The sequence below is a fragment of the Bacillus inaquosorum KCTC 13429 genome, assembly GCF_000332645.1.
In the GTDB taxonomy this organism is placed as follows: domain Bacteria; phylum Bacillota; class Bacilli; order Bacillales; family Bacillaceae; genus Bacillus; species Bacillus inaquosorum.
The window spans coordinates 378254-397310 of the sequence record NZ_AMXN01000004.1; the positions used below are offsets into that span (position 1 = coordinate 378254).

Genomic DNA, 19057 nt, shown 5'->3' on the forward strand with positions numbered 1-19057 from the left:
AAGAACCCTCTTTTTCATTTGGACAGCCACACGGAGTACAAATCAATCCACCCCTCTTCATCAAGCATCAGTCCTTTCACATTCTCACTTGATGTCACCTGCAGCACATTTTGATACAGCGGAATCGCATTGAACTCCTGTATAAGCTGGCAGTCAATATCCCGCAGCATATTGATTCTCGAACAGCGGTCAGGCGTCGAAAAAATGCGTTCTGACATTCCTGAGCATATCTGTTCCAGCTTTTCAGATAGGTGTTGACTCAAAAAACTGTTCTGCGACAGCAGCAAATGCAGAAAACCAAACTCACTGTCTTGATAAAACGTCGCACTGTCATGAATGATATCCGCCATTTGCACGATTTCGGGCCGGCGCAGATCAGCAGGGTCACAGAATTGAAGTTCTAGCCTGATACCTTGTTGGGCGCAAACATTTTGAATCCACTCGGCGTCCTCACGATGATCCGTTTCCGAAAAGGTATACAGCACCAGCGTTTCTCCCTCGTACCCGCTTTGCTTCAGCAATTCAGAAGGTGAAACGCCGCCCCAATCTAAAAGATTCGGATGCAAAAAAGACGTAACCGGGATTCTGCGGTGCCCTCCCGCTTCACGAACAAGACGTTGAGAGGAAATCAGCAGGCGGAGCGCTTTTCTAAAGCTTCGGTGCTGAAGAGGCCCCTTCTTTTTCAGATTGAGCGACAAATACTGAACATGCCTTTCATCAAAAACAATTTGCTGCTCAGGACATGTTTGTTTTTCTTGAATGGTAAAACCGTTCATCTCTCCGGCTTGTTCCGAAAACACAAACTCAACGCGATCCAAAAAGGGCCGCCCTTTGAAGTAGTGTTCATTGGCTTCAAGCACCAGCATCTGGCGGTGATGCTGAATCACCCGAAAAGGCCCTGATCCATTGATCCCGCCGCCCTGTTTCGCCGGCAGAATGGACAGCCGTTCATCACAAAGAACATACGGCAATAGCTCATTTGGCTTATCGAGTATGAGATCCACACAATAAGGGCCATTTTCTAAGACTTGCTTCACTCCGTGTAACAGCCATTTATACGGGTTGTCAGCCTGTGCCAAAAAGCGTTGAAACGTAAATGCAACATCCCGCGCCGTCAGCGGCTGTCCGTTATGAAAAGACACTCCCTTTCGAAGAAAAAATCTCCATCGTTTTTTCCCCGCCTCTTCCCATCCATGAACCAAATGAGGCTTCGGCTCCTGCACAGCCGGATCTAATGTGAGCAATGTATCAAATATCTGTTTGACGAAGTGCCCCTCAGACCGCAAAAATATCTGGCACGGGTCCAAACTGCTGACAGCTCCAGGGGTGATGAACAGCCGGAGCACATCCTTTTCTCCATCCCAGCCGGTCTCTGTCACAAAGCCGAATACCTCAGAAAACCAAATGTCATATTCGTTTTGAAGCCCCGGAAACGCGGATTGATACTGCTGAAGCAGTTCCTTTGCCTTTATAAGCTTTCCAGCCATTGTATATTCCTTGGCAGTTTGAAGAAGCAGCTCCTCCGGCTGGCGAAGAAACGCGATTTTCGATTTACGGCCGCGCCCCGCCCCGCTTTCCCGGATAATCCAATTCTTGTTCTCCAGCTTATGTAATATGAGCTTTGCATTTCTTTCTGTACAAAATAAACTGTCAGCCATTTCAGTGAGCGTCATTTCGTTCATTTGCCCAAACGCAGCGCTTCCTGTTTTTACGAGTGCCACGTAGTGCTCAATCAGCTTCAATCCCCGCACCTCCCGACAAAAGGGGAATCTTTTTCTCTTCTTTTCTTCACTTTTTGGGCCGCCGCCTCTTCTATACACTACTACTATACCAAACAGCGAAAGGCGGCGATCACATGTTGACCAGCTTTCAATCTATAAAATCGAGATACACTGCTCCCGTTTGGCTCCGCTTTTTCGGAGAAATGCTGACAAGCCTGACAGGTGCAATGATGGGTCCTTTCATGGTGCTGTATCTGCATGAACAATTAAACGGCAGTGTCATGATTCCGATGCTTATCATCAGTCTTCAGCCATTTGCTGATATTTGCTTGACGCTCGTTGCGGGACGGGTGACGGACCAGCTCGGGCGGCGCACTGCGATTTTGATCGCACTGATTCTGCAATCAGCTGCCATGACGGGGTTTGTGTTTGCCGAGCATGCGTATTTTTTCGCCATTCTCTACGTCATGAATGGCATCGGGAGATCGTTGTACATACCTGCTTCCCGCGCCCAAATTGCCGAAAGTACGCCGGAAAGCAAACGTTCGGAAGTGTTTGCGGTCATCAATGCGATCTATTCGGCGGGCCTGACGGCAGGGCCGCTAGTGGGAATGCTGCTCTACAATTATAATCCCGTGTGGATATTCGCTTTAGATGCCGCGGCATTGTTTACCTACTTTCTGATCGCTGCACTGAAACTGCCAGAAACAAAGCCGCTAAAGCCAGCTGTTACACCGGAAATGACCACAAGCTTTACGATATACAGGCCTGTACTGCTTCTGTTGCTGCTTTCTCTCCCCATCAGCATGTTATACGCGCAAACAGAAACAACATACAGGATCTTCAGCAAAAACATGTTTTCTGATTATCTGTCAATACTGACGATCTACTCGGCGGCAAAAGCTTCATTCAGCTTTGTTCTCCAAGTTCCTCTTGTAAAAGGGACAGAAAAGCTTTCAATGAAAACAATCCTTTTCATTACTTACATCTGCTACTCCCTTGCGGCTGCCGGCTTTGCATGCTCAGCCTCCCTGACAATGCTTTTAGTGACGGCAGCGGTGATGACGGTTGGCGAGAGCATCGGATTGACTCACATCCAGACCTTCATTTCGAAATTGGCACCGCCCCATCTGCTCGGCCGGTTTTATGCGGTATACGGCCTGCATTGGGATATCTCCCGCTCAATCGGACCCCTGGCAGGAGGGCTGATCCTGACATCGTTTGGCGGAGAAGTGATTTTTTACTCCCTTGCCGCGTGTCTGCTGGCAGCTGGTTTATGCCTGACTTACACAATAGAGAAGCTCGAACACAAGGTCATAAGAAAAATGAATGGTTAATAGAAAATAATTCATAATTTCTTTATCAACGAAAATATACTATAGTAATAATACATTCACTACGTGAACAATTGGAGTGTTACGTGAAAAGGAAGAAGGGTTTTACATTGAAGAAAGACGAAAATCTCCTCAAAGATCTATGGTTTATCGCAATCAGTGCAGCCGGGGGGTTTATTCTTTCATTAACCGGAATGTCGATTGGATGGATGATCGGAACGCTGATTGTCGCCTGCTGCCTCGCCATGATACGTCCGGCATGGCTCATGATGGCGCCAGACCAAAAAGGAATTAACCGCCGATGGCTCGCCCTCGGACAGATGATCCTCGGCATCGAATTGGGCCAAAAGCTGAACTTATCCGTCCTCTCTGTTCTTAAAGACCATTGGTTTTCAGTCGGCGTTATGCTGATATTGTCTATACTGCTGGCCATGCTGTCAGGATATGTGCTTTGGCGTTTCAGCAAAACGGATATGATGACAAGCTTTGTCGGCACGGCTCCCGGCGGGCTGTCTGCCATGCCGAGCATCGCGCAGGAGGTCGGCGCCAATACCGCCATTGTCAGCCTCGTTCAAATGATGCGGGTGCTGCTCGTGGTGCTATCCATTCCATTTTTAGTCATCCTGATCTATACAAAACAAGATTCTTCCGCAAGTGCCGCAGCAGAAACGCTTTCCTCAGCAACGGCAGATTTTAGGCTTGCTCCCGTTCTGTGGACCGCCGTTCTTATTCTCGCTGCCTGGGGAGCTTGTAAAGCTGCGAAACGTTTAAAGTTCCCGGCTCCATGGCTGCTCGGCAGTATGCTCGGTGTGGCACTTGTCCACGTTGGCGGAGCTGCGGTGACGGGACACGACATGATGGCTTGGTGGCCGTCACAAGCTAACCACGTATCGCAAGTATTTCTCGGGGCTACGATCGGCTCTAAGATGTATAAAAGCATGTTTTCCGGCGTCACCCGTGTTATCATCGTCGGTTTTGTCTCATCCGTCGGTTTAATCGCGGCTATGTTTTTGAGCGCCTTGATCGTTTCCAAGCTGACAGGCATCTCGCTCATCACTTCTGTTCTGGCATTTGCCCCCGGCGGCATTGCAGAAATGGCGACGACATCTGTTACCTTGCATGCCGATTCCACCTTTGTCGTCGCGGTTCAGGTCATACGCGTCATCCTTGTCATTGCCCTGTTGCCGCCGTTTTATCGTCTGCTTCACCATCTTCATGGTGAAAAAAAAGACAAAGAAAGCTCGATCAGCGGCAGCAATGCCTAATTGGAAAAACAATCCTCCCATGGTACACTTACAGCAGATGGGGAAGGAGTGACTCTTTTGCTGCGCGACAATCCCGAGAAAACAATGCACTTATATTATGGAATATGCTTAGGAATCTGGCTGATTTATAATGTGGTGACATCCGGCTCCCCTGGACTGCCGCTTACGATTTTAGCCGGAGGAAATCTGATTTACCTTACCATCCTGAAAAAGAAAGAAGAAACGTGAAAAACACGCACCTCAGTGCGTGTTTTTTATTTAAAAACGTTGTGAAGACCATCTTCCATTTCTTCTGACGACGGATACCACTTTGTCACCAAATCCCGAAACAGCCGTTCCGCAAAAAGAATCTCTTCCTCTGTATACCGGTCAAAAAATGACAGAAAACGCTGTTCGACCTTCTGATGATAATATTTATGCAAATTGTGAAGTTTTTTCCCAGCCGGCGTCAGTCGGAAGTAGACCTCCTTTTTGTTATCGCTGAGCTGAGTTCTATGAAGGAAACCTGCGCCGAGCAATTTTGTGCTGATGCGCGATACAGTCGCTTTTGTCGTATTCATTTTTTCTGCTATAGACGTGACATTGATTGGTTCATTGTCCCCGACACAGGATAGAACATGAATTTCTGTCATCGACAATTGAGATTTACTCCCGTGCTCGGCATCAAGCTTCTTCAATTGGTCAGCCAAAAAGGCTTTAATGAGCCCCTCCCATTTCTCCTGCTGATGAATGAGCTCCGCATACAATTCAAAAAGATTGCGTTTCGTATGATCTGTGTTCATCGGGTTTTCCATCCTTTTTCATTCGATTGATTCTTCTATCATACCGTTTTGTTACAGATGAAACAATCGAATTGCCTTACACCCGGCTGGTGACGGAAAGCCAGCGGCTAATCCCTTTTTGAATCAACTCGGCACAATTGGGCGCTGATGCATCCACGGCCCAGGCAACATGTCCGTCAGGGCGAATTAATATTGTATGCACGTCCCTTAACTCTTCATTCGGTTCTGCAAGCGAGGCGGTTACCGTACACAAGCCTTTCAATCGGCTATGCTCATCAGCTTCTTGCATCAATGACAGCAAAACGAATGTCCCATTTTGGAGACAGCTGTACAGCCGTTCCGAACTGCCGTCGGAAAAAATCAGCTCCATATCAGGAAGCCTTGACCCGTTCAAGCGATGCGGCGGCATGTCTGAATCAGCTTCATACCTGACATCGAGCGCAGAAATTTGCCCCGCTACATATCGATTCACTTCAGGATAGGCAAGCAGCTCCGACATCATACTCCGCAAATGGAGGCCTGCTTGAGTGAAATCAATCAGTTTTGTCTGCGCCTCCGTGTTCCTCAGGAGCCCTTCTGCAGCCGGGTGCCGCTCCTCATGATAGCTGTCTAAAAGCCATGAAGGCGCAGCGCCCTTGACGGCCGCCGCCAGCTTCCATCCAAGATTCATCGCATCCTGAAGGCCGACATTCAGCCCTTGGCCGCCCGCTGGAAAATGAATATGCGCCGCATCCCCTGCAAGGAAGATTCTGCCGTCGCGGTACCGCTTCGCTTGGCGTGCGGCGTTCCCGAACCGTGACATCCAGGAAGGCTCGGTTAAACCGAAGTCAGTCCCGCAAATTCGTATGAGATCAGTTTTCAGCTCCTCCTCAGTGACAGGCACATCTTTCGGCGTCTGCGTGCGATAAGGGCTGATCACGACGACACGGTATCGGCCCGGAGAAAGCGGCACGATCATGACACCCCCCTCTTTTGTGCAAAGGGACAGCACGCCTGACGGCGGCGGAGAATGGAGCGCCACATCTCCAAGCGCTGCTGTAATGGTGCTGTCTGTTCCCGGAAACTCAATTCGAGCCTGTTTCCGGACAGTACTTCCTGCTCCATCGGCACCAACGACAAACATGCTTGTGATCGTCCGCAGACTGCCGTCCCGATCCTTGAAAATCGTTTGCGCCTCTGCTTCGTTTTGCGTAACCGCCAGCGCCTCTGCCCCGCGAAACACCTCTGCCCCCAAGCTTCGCGCATGTTCCTCAAGCAGCTGCTCTGTTTTGGCCTGCGGAAGCAAAAGCGTGTAAGGACAGCCCGTATCCAAGCCTGAAAAATCAAGACGGGTATCCAGCATCGAAAAGTGCCCGGAAGGTATCTTGCTTCCCTTGGATACGAAACGTTCCAGCAGCCCTCTCATCTCAAGAAGCTCCAGCGTGCGGGGATGCAGCGTCAGCGCCTTAGAATGCGAAACAGGCTTTTCAAGCCGCTCAATCACACATGTTTTCACCCTAGCCATCGCAAGCTCAGAAGCCAGCATAAATCCGACCGGCCCTCCCCCTATAATCACTGCTTCAACATTCATCCAAATCACTCCTTTTGTTTCATATAAAACTAATAAAAATCAATAAAAATAAAAGAAAAACCAAAAATCAAATATTTTTTGTTACACGCGTAACAATTATGATTATAACTCCTTACAATTTTTTCTTCAACACATTTTTCCAAACCAGCACAAAAAAAGACGCCGCTTCAATTGGCGTCTTTTTGTTCAGCATCGGAAATCACACCGACTATATTTTTTTCTCTAATTGGACCAAAGTGCCGGCTGTCGAAGCTGTATATGCGATTATCTCCAACGACAAAATATTGACCTTTCGGCACCTTGCTTGTTCCTGTCACATCTTTCAACGTAAAATCACCTGTTACATGGCTTCCGGCGGAAACTGATTTCAAATGCTTCAAAAATGGTTCAGCAACCTGCTTTCCGTTCACATACAGCTGATCATCTTTATATTTGATCGATTCACCTGGCAAGCCGATTACCCGCTTAATCAGCACTTTTTGATCAGGGCCTTTAAAAAGGACAATATCAAAACGATGGATGGTTTTAAATCGATGCGAAAATTTATTGACCAACAGTTCGTTCCCTTCCTGAAAGGTCGGGTTCATGCTGACGCCTTCCACTTTATAATCAATAAAGACGGCATTTTTAACCTGAATGGCGAGAACGACGGACACTACACCGGCAAGAAACCAAAACCGTTTTTTCATGTTACTGTCTCCCTCCATCATGCTCACGCTGACTAGCTCTCACATGCAGGTACCGCTCCACCTTTTTGCCGACATACCATAAGACAGCGATCACCAATACGGCGATGACCGTTCGAATCGGCTGTGTGATCAGCGCGTGCAGATCATATCCGATGAAGCTGATCATAAAAATCATGACAAGCTTTCCCGAGGCAGCCGCCAAAATAAACGGCCGCGTTCCGATCCTTGACAAACCGGCAACAACATTCACCGCGGCTGACGGTGTAAACGGAAAACAAAGCAGAAGAAACACAGGGCCGAAGCCGTGCCTTTCCACCCATAACATCAGCTTTCTGACCGACGGATGACTGCGGATAAATCCAAGCAATCTTCTCTGTCCGTATTGACGGACAATCAAAAATACGAGAATAGATCCAGCAGTTGATCCCGCCCAAGACAAGATGAATCCTTCCCACAGGCCAAACGAATTCGTATTCGCCACCACAAACACGATCAGCGGCAAAAAAGGGAGAAATGCTTCAACTAAAGGCAGCAGCACAGCTATGAGCGGACCGAAAGCCCTATAGCTTTGAAATAATTCAGTTAAATGTTCTTGTGTAAAATAGGATAAAAAATGCTCCAACATTTATACTCCTTACCGGGTTTGTCTATCCTTATTCTACACATTATCAGCAAAAAACTAAAAAGTTTTGGTGATTTTTTCTGTCTTGAAACATTTCCCCAGCCGATATAGAATACATATAGAACAAACGTTCCCGTTGGAAAGAAGGAGTCAGCAATGCCGAATTTGCAGGAGGAAATATACGAATTAATTGAACGGGCTCTCTTTTTGCCCATGGCAATTACAATTTTTAATCGTGATCTCGCCGGAATTGAGCAAAGCACATTAAAATTGAAGCATCCTTATAAACAGCTTATCAGCGAATCATTAAAAATAGCACAAAAGGATTTGATTGAAGTCAGAAAAGAACTGAGGAAAAGAAAAATTGCGATCCACGAGGCGGAACGCGATGAGGCCTTTACGCTTTATGTATTTGTGATCGATGGTTATGAAGAAAAGCACCGCTATTTTAATCCTCGAATCCGGGAGCAGGTCAGCGAATTATTAACGTTCTATCTATTTGCCCCTGACAGGCCATGAGTCTTTTGGATCATTCTGCGCTCTTCCAAGACTGCCCGCTCCCCTCTTCGGGCGATTCCAACAATAAATATCAGATAATTCACACTATACAAACAAAATAAATTTATTTATAATTCGAACCACAGCCTTTTCACCCCAAAAAATGACATGTGCTGCCATATCTGCGACATCATTTTCAGTGCGCAGCACAACCCCACCCTAAATCGAAGGAGGATTTTATGAAACTGATTCACGTTCTCGCCGCTTTGCCCTTTATCGGAATTTTACTCGGCATCCCTTTTGCAAATAAAGTGACTCCCTATGTGCTCGGCATGCCGTTTATTCTTGCTTATATCGTGCTGTGGGCTCTTTTAACCTCTGCGTTGATGGCGCTTGTGTATGTCCTCGACAACGAAAATAAAAAGGAGGGAGCAGAATGAACGCAGCTCTCATGATCATTTTTGGCGTCCTGCTCTTGAGCATTTTTCTCGGTATACGCGCCCAAAAAGGAAAAGACATGAACCTTGAGCAGTGGACGGTCGGAGGCCGCGGCTTCGGAACCGTGTTTGTCTTCTTATTGATGGCAGGCGAAATTTATACCACCTTTACGTTTCTCGGCGGAAGCGGCTGGGCCTACGGGAAAGGCGGACCGGCCTTTTACATCATCGCGTACGGCTGTCTGGCCTATATCCTTTCTTATTGGCTACTTCCGGCAGTTTGGACGTACGCAAAACATCATAAGCTGATGTCGCAGTCTGATTTTTTCACCAAAAAATATAACAGTCCGCTGCTTGGCGTGCTCGTTTCACTGGTGGGCATCGCAGCGCTCATTCCGTATCTTGTGCTGCAGCTGAAAGGCCTCGGGCTGATTGTATCGGAAACATCGTACGGCAAAATTTCTCCGGCCGCCGCCATCTGGATCGGCGCCATTTCCATCACGGTTTACGTTATGGTATCCGGCATTCACGGGTCTGCCTGGATATCGGTTGTGAAAGACATCATGATTTTGGTTGTCGTTCTGTTTTTAGGTGTGTATTTGCCGATTCATTACTACGGCGGATTTCAAGACATGTTTCAGCAGATTGAAACGGCAAAGCCGGGCTTTCTTACGCTTCCCGATACGGGACAAAGTGCAGCGTGGTTCAGTTCAACCGTGCTCTTGACAGCGCTTGGTTTTTACATGTGGCCTCATACGTTTTCCGCTTCGTATTCAGCCGAAAACCCAAAAGTCTTTCGCAAAAACGCCATTATCATGCCTTTATACCAGCTGGTTCTGCTCTTCGTCCTTTTCGTCGGCTTTGCGGCTATCCTGCAAGTTCCAGGTTTGAAAGGCGCAGATGGAGATCTGTCACTTTTGAGACTGTCACTGCAAACATTTGACCCTTGGTTTGTCGGGATCGTCGGCGCTGCCGGACTGCTGACGGCGCTTGTGCCGGGTTCTATGATCTTAATGTCAGCCTCCACGCTGTTTGCAAAAAATGTGTACAAAGTGTTCGCTCCCCGCACGACAGATAAGCAAGTATCGGCGCTTGCTAAGTTTTTAGTGCCGGTGTTCGCGCTGATTTCGGTGTACTTTACCTTTAAAGGCGGGAATACCATCGTTACGCTGCTATTGATGGGCTACAGCCTGGTTACACAATTATTCCCGGCCCTTCTGTTCAGCCTGTTTAAGCATCATATAGTAACGAAGCAGGGAGCATTCGCAGGCATTATTACAGGTGTCGGAGCCGTTTCTTATATTACATTGACAGAAACAACAATCGGCACTTTATTTCCGGCGCTGCCGCAAGCCGCAAAAGATTTAAATGTCGGCATAGTCGCCTTGCTTTTGAACATTACGGTCATGATGGCAATCAGCCTTATGACAAGAAAAGCAAAAAGCGCTGCGGCCGATCAGGCGGCATAAGCATAAAAAAGCAATCTGGACATCAGATTGCTTTTTCTTGTTTAGCGTTCACAGGCGATATAATCTTTATCGCGGTCTTTCTTTTTATTGGCATCATAAAGAGCCTTGGAGACGTAAGGCTTGTACTTCGTTTTTCCGCCTTTGTTTTTCACCTTCGACGTGCGGGCCACCCCGCCTTTGTATACTTTATTTAACTCCTTGCAGTTCTTATAGACCTTCACCTTTGTTTTGGCTTCCGCCACATGGTCTGCCCCGTATGAAAAACCGAAAACGAGACCGAGTGACAGCAAGACCGTAGCCGCTTTTTTCATGACGATATACTCCCCTCTTATCCAATATTTAGTTGTTTTATAGCTGGATTTTATCATAATTCATACAGTCCTATTTTACAAGATAAATATGGAAGAAGGGCTGGTTTTTCCTTGTCTTTCAGCGTTCAAACTGCCAAAACATGTTTTTCTCCATATGCTCAGGGGTACACATACGAATGTACACCAAACAGAAAAGGAGCGTTGACGATGTCTGATTCAAATCTTAGCAATCCTTTAACAGCATTTTTTCATGATGAATTTCCTGAACAATACCAAGAACCGCCCGGCCTGCAGCAGAATATGAAGCCGGTGCCGGATTGCGGAGAAAAAAGCTACAAAGGATCTGGCAAGCTGACTGGACGAAAAGCGCTTGTCACCGGCGGCGATTCCGGTATCGGCCGCGCTGCCGCGATTGCTTACGCCCGGGAAGGCGCCGATGTAGCCATTAACTACCTGCCTGCGGAACAGCCTGATGCTGAAGAGGTGAAGAAACTGATAGAAGCAGAAGGGCGAAAAGCAGTGCTGATCCCCGGAGACTTGAGCGACGAATCCTTTTGCCAGGACCTAGTCAAACAGGCGCATCAGGAACTCGGCGGACTCGATGTGTTGGCGCTGGTTGCCGGCAAACAGCAAGCGGTCGAAAACATTGAAGATCTGCCTACTGAACAAATCTATAAAACATTTGAAGTGAACGTCTTTTCCCTTTATTGGGTTGTAAAAGCGGCGCTTCCGTTGTTGCCGGAAGGCGCGTCGATTATTACCACCACCTCAGTAGAAGGCTATAATCCAAGCCCGATGCTGTTAGATTACGCAGCAACGAAAAACGCCATTATCGGCTTTACCGTCGGACTGGGAAAACAGCTGGCTTCCAAAGGCATCAGAGTGAATTCAGTTGCACCTGGGCCAATTTGGACGCCGCTGCAGATTTCCGGCGGACAGCCGACGGAAAACATCCCGAAATTCGGCCAAGGCACGCCGCCATCACCGCTAAACCGCGCTGGACAGCCAGCAGAATTGGCAGATGTTTATGTATTTTTAGCTTCAGAGAATTCAAGCTATGTGACATCCCAGGTATACGGCATCACCGGCGGAATTCCGACGGCCTAAAGCAGGAGAAGGAGCTGCCCTGTTCGGTCAGCTCCTTTCTATTTTCTAATACCGCTCCCCGAGCTCACGCAAAATAAAATCATAAATCATCTTCGTCCGCTCTTCCTTCGGGTACAGCATAAATTCCTGCCTTTTCGGCACGCGGTGTTCGATTCTGTCCTGGAATTTGGTTCTGAGCCATGCTGTCCGGTAAACCTGGTTTTCGAACGAATTGCAGGAGATCGGCAGCTCCATCGTTTTGCCGTTCGAAAACGTCACTTCCGTATCGTCGAATTCAGTCGGTTTGAATTCTTTCACATGCACATGGGAAATCCAGCCGCATTGGGGTCTTGTCGAAGAAAGTGTAGGGAATAAAAAGATTTGGTTCGAAGGGTCCACCATGATCGGCGGTTTGTGTGAAATTTTTGTCACTTCATAAGTTCCCGCTTTTCTTCCCGCATAGCTTGATCCGAAAAACCGGCAGCTTCTATCGACAATTTGCAGCGGCTTCATGCTGACGTAAAACACGCAGTCTTTTTCAATAATTTTGGAATAGATTTTGCCGTCGATTTCTTCTGGCAGCACAGCAATTGTTGCGCCGTTTACTTCATACGATTCTAAAGGTGCGTCAGTTTTCTGACTCATATTATGGCCTCCATCCTTTTTCTGCAAAATTTATACTAATAATCTATCATCTGTTTTTATAAAACGACAGGTTTTTTTAACAAATAAGCTAAAATCATCTTTTAATGATATTTATTGGTACTAAATAACTAGTAATAAACCGATTTTACCTTCTTATGATCTTCCGGTTTACGGCATTTTGCAGGATATGTCGATAGATTGCCAAGTATTAGTTGTCTAAAAATTATAAAAATTTATTGATTTTTTCGACTTATATCCATATACTATAAAAAAGGCATTGGGGGGATTCTTTATGAAAGAGAAAAAATCGTACACTGAGCTCATGAAGTCCCGCAACACGCAAAAAACAAAAGAATTTGATGTCACAATGACGGATGTCTACATTCAAATGGTGCTCGATGAATCCTTGTATAAGCGTCGGCTTGCCATGCTGACGGACCAAATCAACAAAGCCTTGGACGAAAAAGATAAAGATGCGTTTCTTACGCTCTCTAAAGAATATGCAGCGCTCAAGCAGAGCGAATAAGCCAATCCTCAAGGATTGGCTTTTTATTACCCATTTACAATTGTTCCGCCATTAACGTGAATCGTCTGTCCTGTGACATATGTGGAATCGTCACTCGCAAGGTATAAATAGCTTGGCGCCACTTCCACCGGCTGTCCCGGGCGTTCCATCGGCACATCTGACCCAAACACTTCCACATCCTTTGCGGCAAAGCTGGCCGGGATAAGCGGTGTCCAAATGGGGCCCGGCGCTACTGCATTAACCCGTATGCCCTGCTGAACAAGCGACTGGGAAAGTGATCTTGTAAACGTAACGATCGCTCCTTTTGTCGCTGAGTAATCGATCAGCGTTTTATTCCCTTTATAGGCGGTAATTGAAGCGGTATTAATGATAGAGCTTCCCTTTTTTAAATGAGGCAGCACCGCCTTTGTTAAGTAAAACATGGAGAAAATGTTCGTTTGAAAAGTTCTGATCAGCTGGTGGCTTGTGATTTTTTCAATGCCGGGCTGGACATGCTGCTCAGCTGCATTGTTAACCAATATATCAATCGACGGAAATGCTTGGCTTGCCTGCATGACCACATTATTGCAAAACGCTTCATCTCCGACATCTCCTGCAATCAGCAGGCATTTTACCCCTTCCTTTTCTACATACTGCTTTGTTTCCTCGGCGTCCTGATGCTCATTCAAATATACAATGACCACATTAGCCCCTTCTTTTGCGAATAACACCGATACAGCACGTCCGATCCCGCTGTCTCCTCCAGTAATAATAGCGGTTTTGCCCTCTAATTTTTTCGCTTTCTTCGGCTTATCAAAAACCGGACGGGGATCCATGAGATATTCAAAGCCCGGCTGCTGGTTCTGATGCTGAGGCGGCAATGTTTTCTTTTTTTGATTCGCCAATGAAATCACTCCTTTTCAACCCTACTATGTTATGAACAATGCCTGCTTCCTATGTATGAAAAGATAGAATATGGAAAAATTAAGAATAAATCTGATTGGAGGTATAATGGCTTGGCTAATCCATATTTTGCAAAGGAAGCACCCGAAACATACTGGAAAACATCGACTGACCTGCCTTCTTTTCCGGCGCTTCAAGAGGATACTGAATGTGATGTCACCATTATCGGGGGCGGGATTACGGGAATCACAACGGCATATGAACTCACGAAAAGAGGCTTCCGTGTCGTCTTGATTGAAGCAAATCAGGTCCTCAACGGCACCACTGCCCATACAACCGCTAAAATTACCGCACAGCACGACATGATTTACGATGAATTGATCCGCAATTTCGGGTTGAACCACGCGAGGCTTTATTATGAAGCAAATCAAAACGCAGTTGATTACATAAAAGGAATTGTGGATGAACATCAAATTAATTGCGAATGGACCGAACAAGACGCTTATCTCTACACAGCAAATGAAAACGCCGTACAAAAAATCCGCACTGAACATGAGGCATATACAAAGCTTGGAATTGAAAGAGACCTTATTAAGGATCTTCCGATTCCCTTAGGTTCTAAGCTGGCGCTTGTCATGAAGAATCAAGCCCAATTTCATCCGCTGCAATACTTAAAAGCGCTTCTGGAGCAGATTGTTCAAAAAGGCGGACGGATTTTTGAAGACACAGTTGCGCTTGATATCAAAAAAGGAGAAAGGCCTGAAGTCATTACAAAAACCCGGCACGCCATTAAGAGCCGCTTTATCATATGCTGCTCCCACTTCCCTTTTTATGACGGAGGCGGATTATATGCAACGAGAATGTACGCTGACAGATCCTATGTCCTCGCCATCAAGCCGAAGATCGAATATCCCGAGGGCATGTATTTGAGTATCGATAAGCCGTCAGTGGCGCTCCGCTATACCCTTGTAAACGGAGAAAAACTGATTCTCTTCAGCGGAGAAGGCCATAAAACCGGCCAGGGAAAAGACATGTCGACACATTACGAAACACTGAGACAAATGGCTGAAAGCACGATCGGCATCGAAAGCATCCCATATTATTGGTCCACCCAAGACCTCGTGACAATTGACAAAATTCCGTTTATCGGACCGATGTCGGAAAATGAGGACAATATTCTTGTAGCGACCGGGTTCAAAAAATGGGGCATGACGTCATCAGCTGTCGCGGCCACTCTATTGTCAGACCTTGTGGAGAAAAAAGACAATCCATACGAAAGCATTTTCACGCCGTCCCGTTTCCATCTGAACCCCGGACTGCAGAAAGTGATTTCTTACAATGCCGATGTCGCCAAGCATTTCATTAAAGGCAAGCTTGAAAAGCCTGACGTCCAATTTGAAGAGATCGCGGCGGGTGAAGGAAAAGCCGTCACCATTAACGGCAGACGTGCGGGAGCATTCAGAGATGAAACAGGCTGCCTCCATCTCGTCGATACGACGTGCACCCATTTAGGCTGCGAGGTCGAGTGGAACGACGGCGAGCATACGTGGGATTGCCCGTGCCACGGGTCACGCTTTAAGCCAACCGGAGAAGTTGTGGAGGGCCCTGCCATCAAACCATTAAAACAAATAGACCTCAATTAAACCGTTCATTTTAATGAACGGTTTTTATAAATATTTTTCATCTGCATCTTCATTCATGTTCCCCTTGACCGATAAAAAAGAAAAAGGCTTAAAAAGCCAAAAAGTAAAAATTATATTTTTCCCAAGGGGGATCACTGTATTGTTATTTAAAAAAGATAGAAAACAAGAAACAGCTTATTTTTCTGATTCAAACGGACAGCAAAAAAACCGTATTCAGCTCACAAACAAACATGCAGATGTCAAAAAACAGCTCAAAATGGTCAGATTAGGAGATGCCGAGCTTTACGTTTTAGAGCAGCTTCAGCCATTAATTCAAGAAAACATCGTATACATCGTCGATGCGTTTTATAAAAACCTTGACCACGAAAGCTCATTGATGGATATCATTAATGACCACAGCTCAGTTGACCGCTTAAAACAAACGTTAAAACGGCATATTCAGGAAATGTTTGCAGGCGTTATCGATGATGAATTCATTGAAAAGCGAAACAAAATCGCCTCCATTCATTTAAGAATCGGCCTCCTGCCAAAATGGTACATGGGCGCGTTTCAAGAATTGCTTCTGTCCATGATTGACATTTACGAGACATCTATTACAGATCACCAAGAACTGCTGAAAGCTATTAAAGCGACAACTAAAATCTTGAACTTAGAACAGCAGCTTGTCCTTGAAGCGTTTCAAAGCGAGTACAACCAAACCCGCGATGAACAAGAGGAAAAGAAAAACCTTCTTCATCAGAAAATTCAAGAAACCTCCGGGTTGATTGCCAATCTGTTTTCAGAAACGAGCAGATCTGTTCAAGAGCTTGTGGACAAATCTGAAGGCATTTCCGAAGCATCCAAAGCCGGCACAGTGACATCCAGTACTGTTGAAGAAAAGTCTATCGGCGGGAAAAAAGAGCTTGAAATCCAGCAAAAACAGATGAACAAAATTGACACAAGCCTTGTCCAAATCGAAAAAGAAATGGTCAAGCTGGATGAAATCGCACAGCAAATTGAAAAAATCTTCGGCATCGTCACAGGCATTGCTGAACAAACAAACCTCCTCTCGCTCAATGCTTCTATTGAATCTGCCCGCGCCGGCGAACACGGAAAAGGCTTCGCCGTAGTGGCAAACGAAGTGCGGAAGCTTTCTGAGGACACGAAAAAAACCGTCTCTACCGTGTCTGAGCTTGTGAACAATACGAATACACAAATCAACATCGTCTCAAAGCATATCAAAGACGTGAATGGGCTAGTCAGCGAGAGCAAAGAAAAAATGACACAAATTAACCGCTTATTCGATGAAATCGTCCACAGCATGAAAATCAGCAAAGAGCAATCAGGCAAAATCGACGTCGATTTGCAGGCCTTTCTTGGAGGGCTTCAGGAAGTCAGCCGCGCCGTTTCTCACGTGGCAGCATCTGTTGATTCGCTTGTCATTCTGACAGAAGAATAAACATCAAAAACCGGCATGCCATGCAGCCGGTTTTTTCACGTTTAGTATGTTAACTAAAATTAAAATTAAGTTGACATACTAATTTTCTGCATTTATTGTATAACCATATTTTATTACTGTTTGGAGGATTTCACATGCTGAGATTAATAGACATGATGCATATTGCCATTTTTACCGCACTGATGGCAGTGCTTGGCTTTATGCCCCCTCTCTTCTTATCTTTTACACCTGTTCCAATTACATTACAAACGCTTGGTGTGATGCTGGCGGGCAGCATCCTCAAGCCTAAGTCTGCTTTCTTAAGCCAGCTTGTCTTTTTGCTGCTCGTTGCCTTCGGAGCGCCGCTTTTGCCCGGCGGACGAGGCGGGTTTGGCGTTTTTTTCGGGCCGAGCGCGGGCTTTTTGATCGCTTATCCCTTCGCCTCATGGCTGATCAGTTTAGCTATTTCCAGACTGCGAAAGGTGACTGTATTGCGTCTCTTTTTCACTCATATTGTATTCGGCATCATCTTTATTTATCTGCTCGGTATACCAGTACAAGCTTTTATCATGCATATTGATTTGTCACAGGCCGCCTTCATGAGCCTTGCATATGTGCCTGGTGATTTGATAAAAGCAGCTGTATCTGCGTTTCTGGCCATTAAAATCACCCAAGCCTTGTCTCTTTCTGATACGATATTTACGAAAGGAGGCTGATTTTATGACAATTACTCATACCTATTCATCTATTGCCGAAAAATCGCCCGGGCGTGTGGCGATCCATACTGAATCGGAGCAAATCACGTACCAGGATTGGGCTCTTCTTGTCTCTCAAACCGCAAATTGGCTGCGGTCGCTGCCGAGCATGCCGAAGCGTGTGGCGATTCTGCTCCCGAACAGCCTGGCGTTTTTACAGCTGTTTGCCGGAGCTGCAGCGGCGGGATGCACGGCTGTTCCCATCGACACACGCTGGAGCGCGGCTGAATGCAAGGAGCGGCTGTCCATAAGCAATGCGGATCTTGTGGTTACTTTAGCCTTTTTCAAAAACAAACTGACAGATAGCCAGACACCTGTTGTTTTGCTGGATAACTGTATGGCAGATATTTCTGAGGCAGCCGCTGATCCCTTGCCTACCATTGATCCGGAGCACCCTTTTTATATGGGATTTACGTCGGGCTCGACAGGAAAACCGAAGGCCTTCACGCGATCTCACCGCTCATGGATGGAGAGCTTTACGTGTACGGAAACAGATTTTTCGATTTCATCAGATGATAAGGTTCTGATTCCCGGGACGTTAATGTCCTCTCACTTCCTATATGGGGCTGTCAGCACCTTGTTTCTCGGAGGAACCGTTTGTTTGCTGAAAAAGTTTTTCCCTGCTCAAACGAAGGAATGGCTGAACCGTGAATCAGTCAGCGTTCTCTATACCGTACCGACGATGACAGACGCCCTCTCCCGAATTGAGGCCTTTCCCGACAGTCCTGTGAAAATCATTTCATCGGGTGCAGACTGGCCGGCAGAATCTAAGAAGAAGCTGGCCGCAAAATGGCCTCATCTCAAGCTATACGATTTTTACGGCACATCAGAGCTTAGCTTTGTGACATATTCCTCACCGGAAGACAGCAAACGGAAGCCGCATTCAGCCGGCCGCCCTTTTCACAACGTCCAGATTGAAATCCGCAGCGCTGCGGGAGAACGCTGTCAGCCAGGGGAAATCGGGAAAATATTTGTCAAAAGCCCGATGCGGTTTTCCGGCTATGTCAACGGCAGCGCACCAGATGAATCCGGCTGGATGACAGTGGATGATATGGGCTGTGTCGATGAGGATGGCTTTCTATACATATCAGGAAGAGAAAACGGGATGATCGTGTACGGAGGATTGAATATTTTCCCAGAAGAGGTTGAACGTGTGCTTCTCTCCTGTCCAGAGGTTGAAAACGCGGCAGTCGTTGGAATCCCTGACGAGTATTGGGGAGAAATCGCTGTAGCTGTCATTCACGGAAACACTGATGCCAGAAAGCTGAAAGCTTTGTGCAAACAGAAACTGGCATCCTACAAAATCCCGAAAAAATGGGTGTTTACAAACTGCTTGCCGGAAACGAGCAGCGGAAAAATCGCCCGTTCCAGCGTGAGGAAATGGCTAGAAGAGGGTGCAGTGTAA

The 19057-nt window shown here is 46.6% G+C and carries 20 protein-coding genes and 1 pseudogene; 13 read left to right on the forward strand and 8 right to left on the reverse strand.

All coding sequences use genetic code 11. The annotated features are described in order from the left end of the window. Window positions 1-14 precede the first annotated feature (14 nt). On the reverse strand, window positions 15-1742 hold the full coding sequence (locus BSI_RS08705) for an SgrR family transcriptional regulator (protein WP_003239421.1): 1728 nt from the start codon (window positions 1740-1742) through the stop codon (window positions 15-17). A 113-nt stretch (window positions 1743-1855) separates the two neighbouring features. Between BSI_RS08705 and BSI_RS08700 the strand changes: the two genes are divergently transcribed. The 3 genes from BSI_RS08700 (at window position 1856) to BSI_RS22785 (ending at window position 4548) form a co-directional block, all read left to right on the forward strand. Continuing rightward, a complete protein-coding gene (locus BSI_RS08700) occupies window positions 1856-3058 on the forward strand; it encodes an MDR family MFS transporter (RefSeq protein ID WP_003239422.1) in 1203 nt (400 codons plus the stop codon). 107 nt (window positions 3059-3165) lie between these two features. Then, complete coding sequence (locus BSI_RS08695) at window positions 3166-4320, forward strand: AbrB family protein (protein ID WP_032732145.1); 1155 nt, start codon at window positions 3166-3168, stop codon at window positions 4318-4320. A gap of 57 nt (window positions 4321-4377) precedes the next feature. Further along, window positions 4378-4548, forward strand: a complete 171-nt coding sequence (locus BSI_RS22785; protein ID WP_003239424.1) for a hypothetical protein — start codon at window positions 4378-4380, stop codon at window positions 4546-4548. A gap of 26 nt (window positions 4549-4574) precedes the next feature. On the opposite strand, the gene BSI_RS08690 is transcribed toward BSI_RS22785, so the two are convergent. The 4 genes from BSI_RS08690 to BSI_RS08675 form a co-directional block, all read right to left on the reverse strand. Next, window positions 4575-5102, reverse strand: coding sequence for a MarR family transcriptional regulator (locus tag BSI_RS08690; protein ID WP_003239425.1), 528 nt, complete (start codon window positions 5100-5102; stop codon window positions 4575-4577). 76 nt (window positions 5103-5178) lie between these two features. After that, entirely contained in the window at window positions 5179-6678 is a 1500-nt protein-coding gene (locus BSI_RS08685; protein ID WP_080030856.1) for a monooxygenase, read from the reverse strand. Between the two features lie 161 nt (window positions 6679-6839). Further along, the gene (lepB, locus tag BSI_RS08680) at window positions 6840-7361 is read right to left on the reverse strand and encodes a signal peptidase I (protein WP_003239429.1); all 522 of its coding nucleotides are present in this window, start codon (window positions 7359-7361) and stop codon (window positions 6840-6842) included. A 1-nt stretch (window position 7362) separates the two neighbouring features. Next, window positions 7363-7986, reverse strand: a complete 624-nt coding sequence (locus tag BSI_RS08675; protein ID WP_003239430.1) for a TVP38/TMEM64 family protein — start codon at window positions 7984-7986, stop codon at window positions 7363-7365. Between the two features lie 153 nt (window positions 7987-8139). Between BSI_RS08675 and BSI_RS08670 the strand changes: the two genes are divergently transcribed. From BSI_RS08670 to BSI_RS08660, 3 genes are all read left to right on the forward strand, one after another. After that, on the forward strand, window positions 8140-8502 hold the full coding sequence (locus tag BSI_RS08670) for a YhjD family protein (RefSeq protein ID WP_003239431.1): 363 nt from the start codon (window positions 8140-8142) through the stop codon (window positions 8500-8502). A gap of 218 nt (window positions 8503-8720) precedes the next feature. Then, on the forward strand, window positions 8721-8921 hold the full coding sequence (locus tag BSI_RS08665) for a DUF3311 domain-containing protein (RefSeq protein WP_003239432.1): 201 nt from the start codon (window positions 8721-8723) through the stop codon (window positions 8919-8921). Continuing rightward, window positions 8918-10387 carry a sodium:solute symporter family protein gene (locus BSI_RS08660; RefSeq protein WP_003239433.1) on the forward strand — a complete coding sequence of 490 codons (1470 nt, stop codon included), beginning with the start codon at window positions 8918-8920 and terminating at the stop codon, window positions 10385-10387. The genes BSI_RS08665 and BSI_RS08660 overlap by 4 nt, the downstream gene beginning before the upstream one ends. Before the next feature lie 41 nt (window positions 10388-10428). Here BSI_RS08660 and BSI_RS08655 read toward each other — a convergent pair whose 3' ends face one another. Then, entirely contained in the window at window positions 10429-10698 is a 270-nt protein-coding gene (locus tag BSI_RS08655) for an excalibur calcium-binding domain-containing protein (RefSeq protein WP_032732146.1), read from the reverse strand. A gap of 207 nt (window positions 10699-10905) precedes the next feature. Here BSI_RS08655 and BSI_RS08650 point away from each other — a divergent pair, with 207 nt between their 5' ends. Beyond that, window positions 10906-11805 (forward strand): SDR family oxidoreductase, encoded by a 900-nt coding sequence (locus tag BSI_RS08650; RefSeq protein WP_003239437.1) that lies wholly within the window; start codon window positions 10906-10908, stop codon window positions 11803-11805. A 45-nt stretch (window positions 11806-11850) separates the two neighbouring features. On the opposite strand, the gene comK is transcribed toward BSI_RS08650, so the two are convergent. Beyond that, window positions 11851-12429, reverse strand: a complete 579-nt coding sequence (comK, locus tag BSI_RS08645) for a competence transcription factor ComK (RefSeq protein ID WP_003239439.1) — start codon at window positions 12427-12429, stop codon at window positions 11851-11853. A gap of 292 nt (window positions 12430-12721) precedes the next feature. Here comK and BSI_RS08640 point away from each other — a divergent pair, with 292 nt between their 5' ends. After that, on the forward strand, window positions 12722-12955 hold the full coding sequence (locus BSI_RS08640; RefSeq protein WP_003239440.1) for an IDEAL domain-containing protein: 234 nt from the start codon (window positions 12722-12724) through the stop codon (window positions 12953-12955). A 26-nt stretch (window positions 12956-12981) separates the two neighbouring features. On the opposite strand, the gene BSI_RS08635 is transcribed toward BSI_RS08640, so the two are convergent. Beyond that, window positions 12982-13839, reverse strand: coding sequence for an SDR family oxidoreductase (locus BSI_RS08635; RefSeq protein WP_003239442.1), 858 nt, complete (start codon window positions 13837-13839; stop codon window positions 12982-12984). A gap of 111 nt (window positions 13840-13950) precedes the next feature. Between BSI_RS08635 and BSI_RS08630 the strand changes: the two genes are divergently transcribed. From BSI_RS08630 to BSI_RS08615, 5 genes and pseudogenes are all read left to right on the forward strand, one after another. Further along, window positions 13951-15480, forward strand: a complete 1530-nt coding sequence (locus tag BSI_RS08630; RefSeq protein ID WP_003239444.1) for an FAD-dependent oxidoreductase — start codon at window positions 13951-13953, stop codon at window positions 15478-15480. 55 nt (window positions 15481-15535) lie between these two features. Next, window positions 15536-16162, forward strand: a pseudogene (locus BSI_RS23295) (protoglobin domain-containing protein); the annotation flags it as partial. 240 nt (window positions 16163-16402) lie between these two features. Then, window positions 16403-16918 carry a methyl-accepting chemotaxis protein gene (locus tag BSI_RS23300; protein WP_373695039.1) on the forward strand — a complete coding sequence of 172 codons (516 nt, stop codon included), beginning with the start codon at window positions 16403-16405 and terminating at the stop codon, window positions 16916-16918. Between the two features lie 134 nt (window positions 16919-17052). Then, window positions 17053-17613 (forward strand): biotin transporter BioY, encoded by a 561-nt coding sequence (locus BSI_RS08620; RefSeq protein WP_003239449.1) that lies wholly within the window; start codon window positions 17053-17055, stop codon window positions 17611-17613. Between the two features lie 4 nt (window positions 17614-17617). Continuing rightward, window positions 17618-19057, forward strand: coding sequence for an acyl-CoA synthetase (locus BSI_RS08615; RefSeq protein WP_003239451.1), 1440 nt, complete (start codon window positions 17618-17620; stop codon window positions 19055-19057).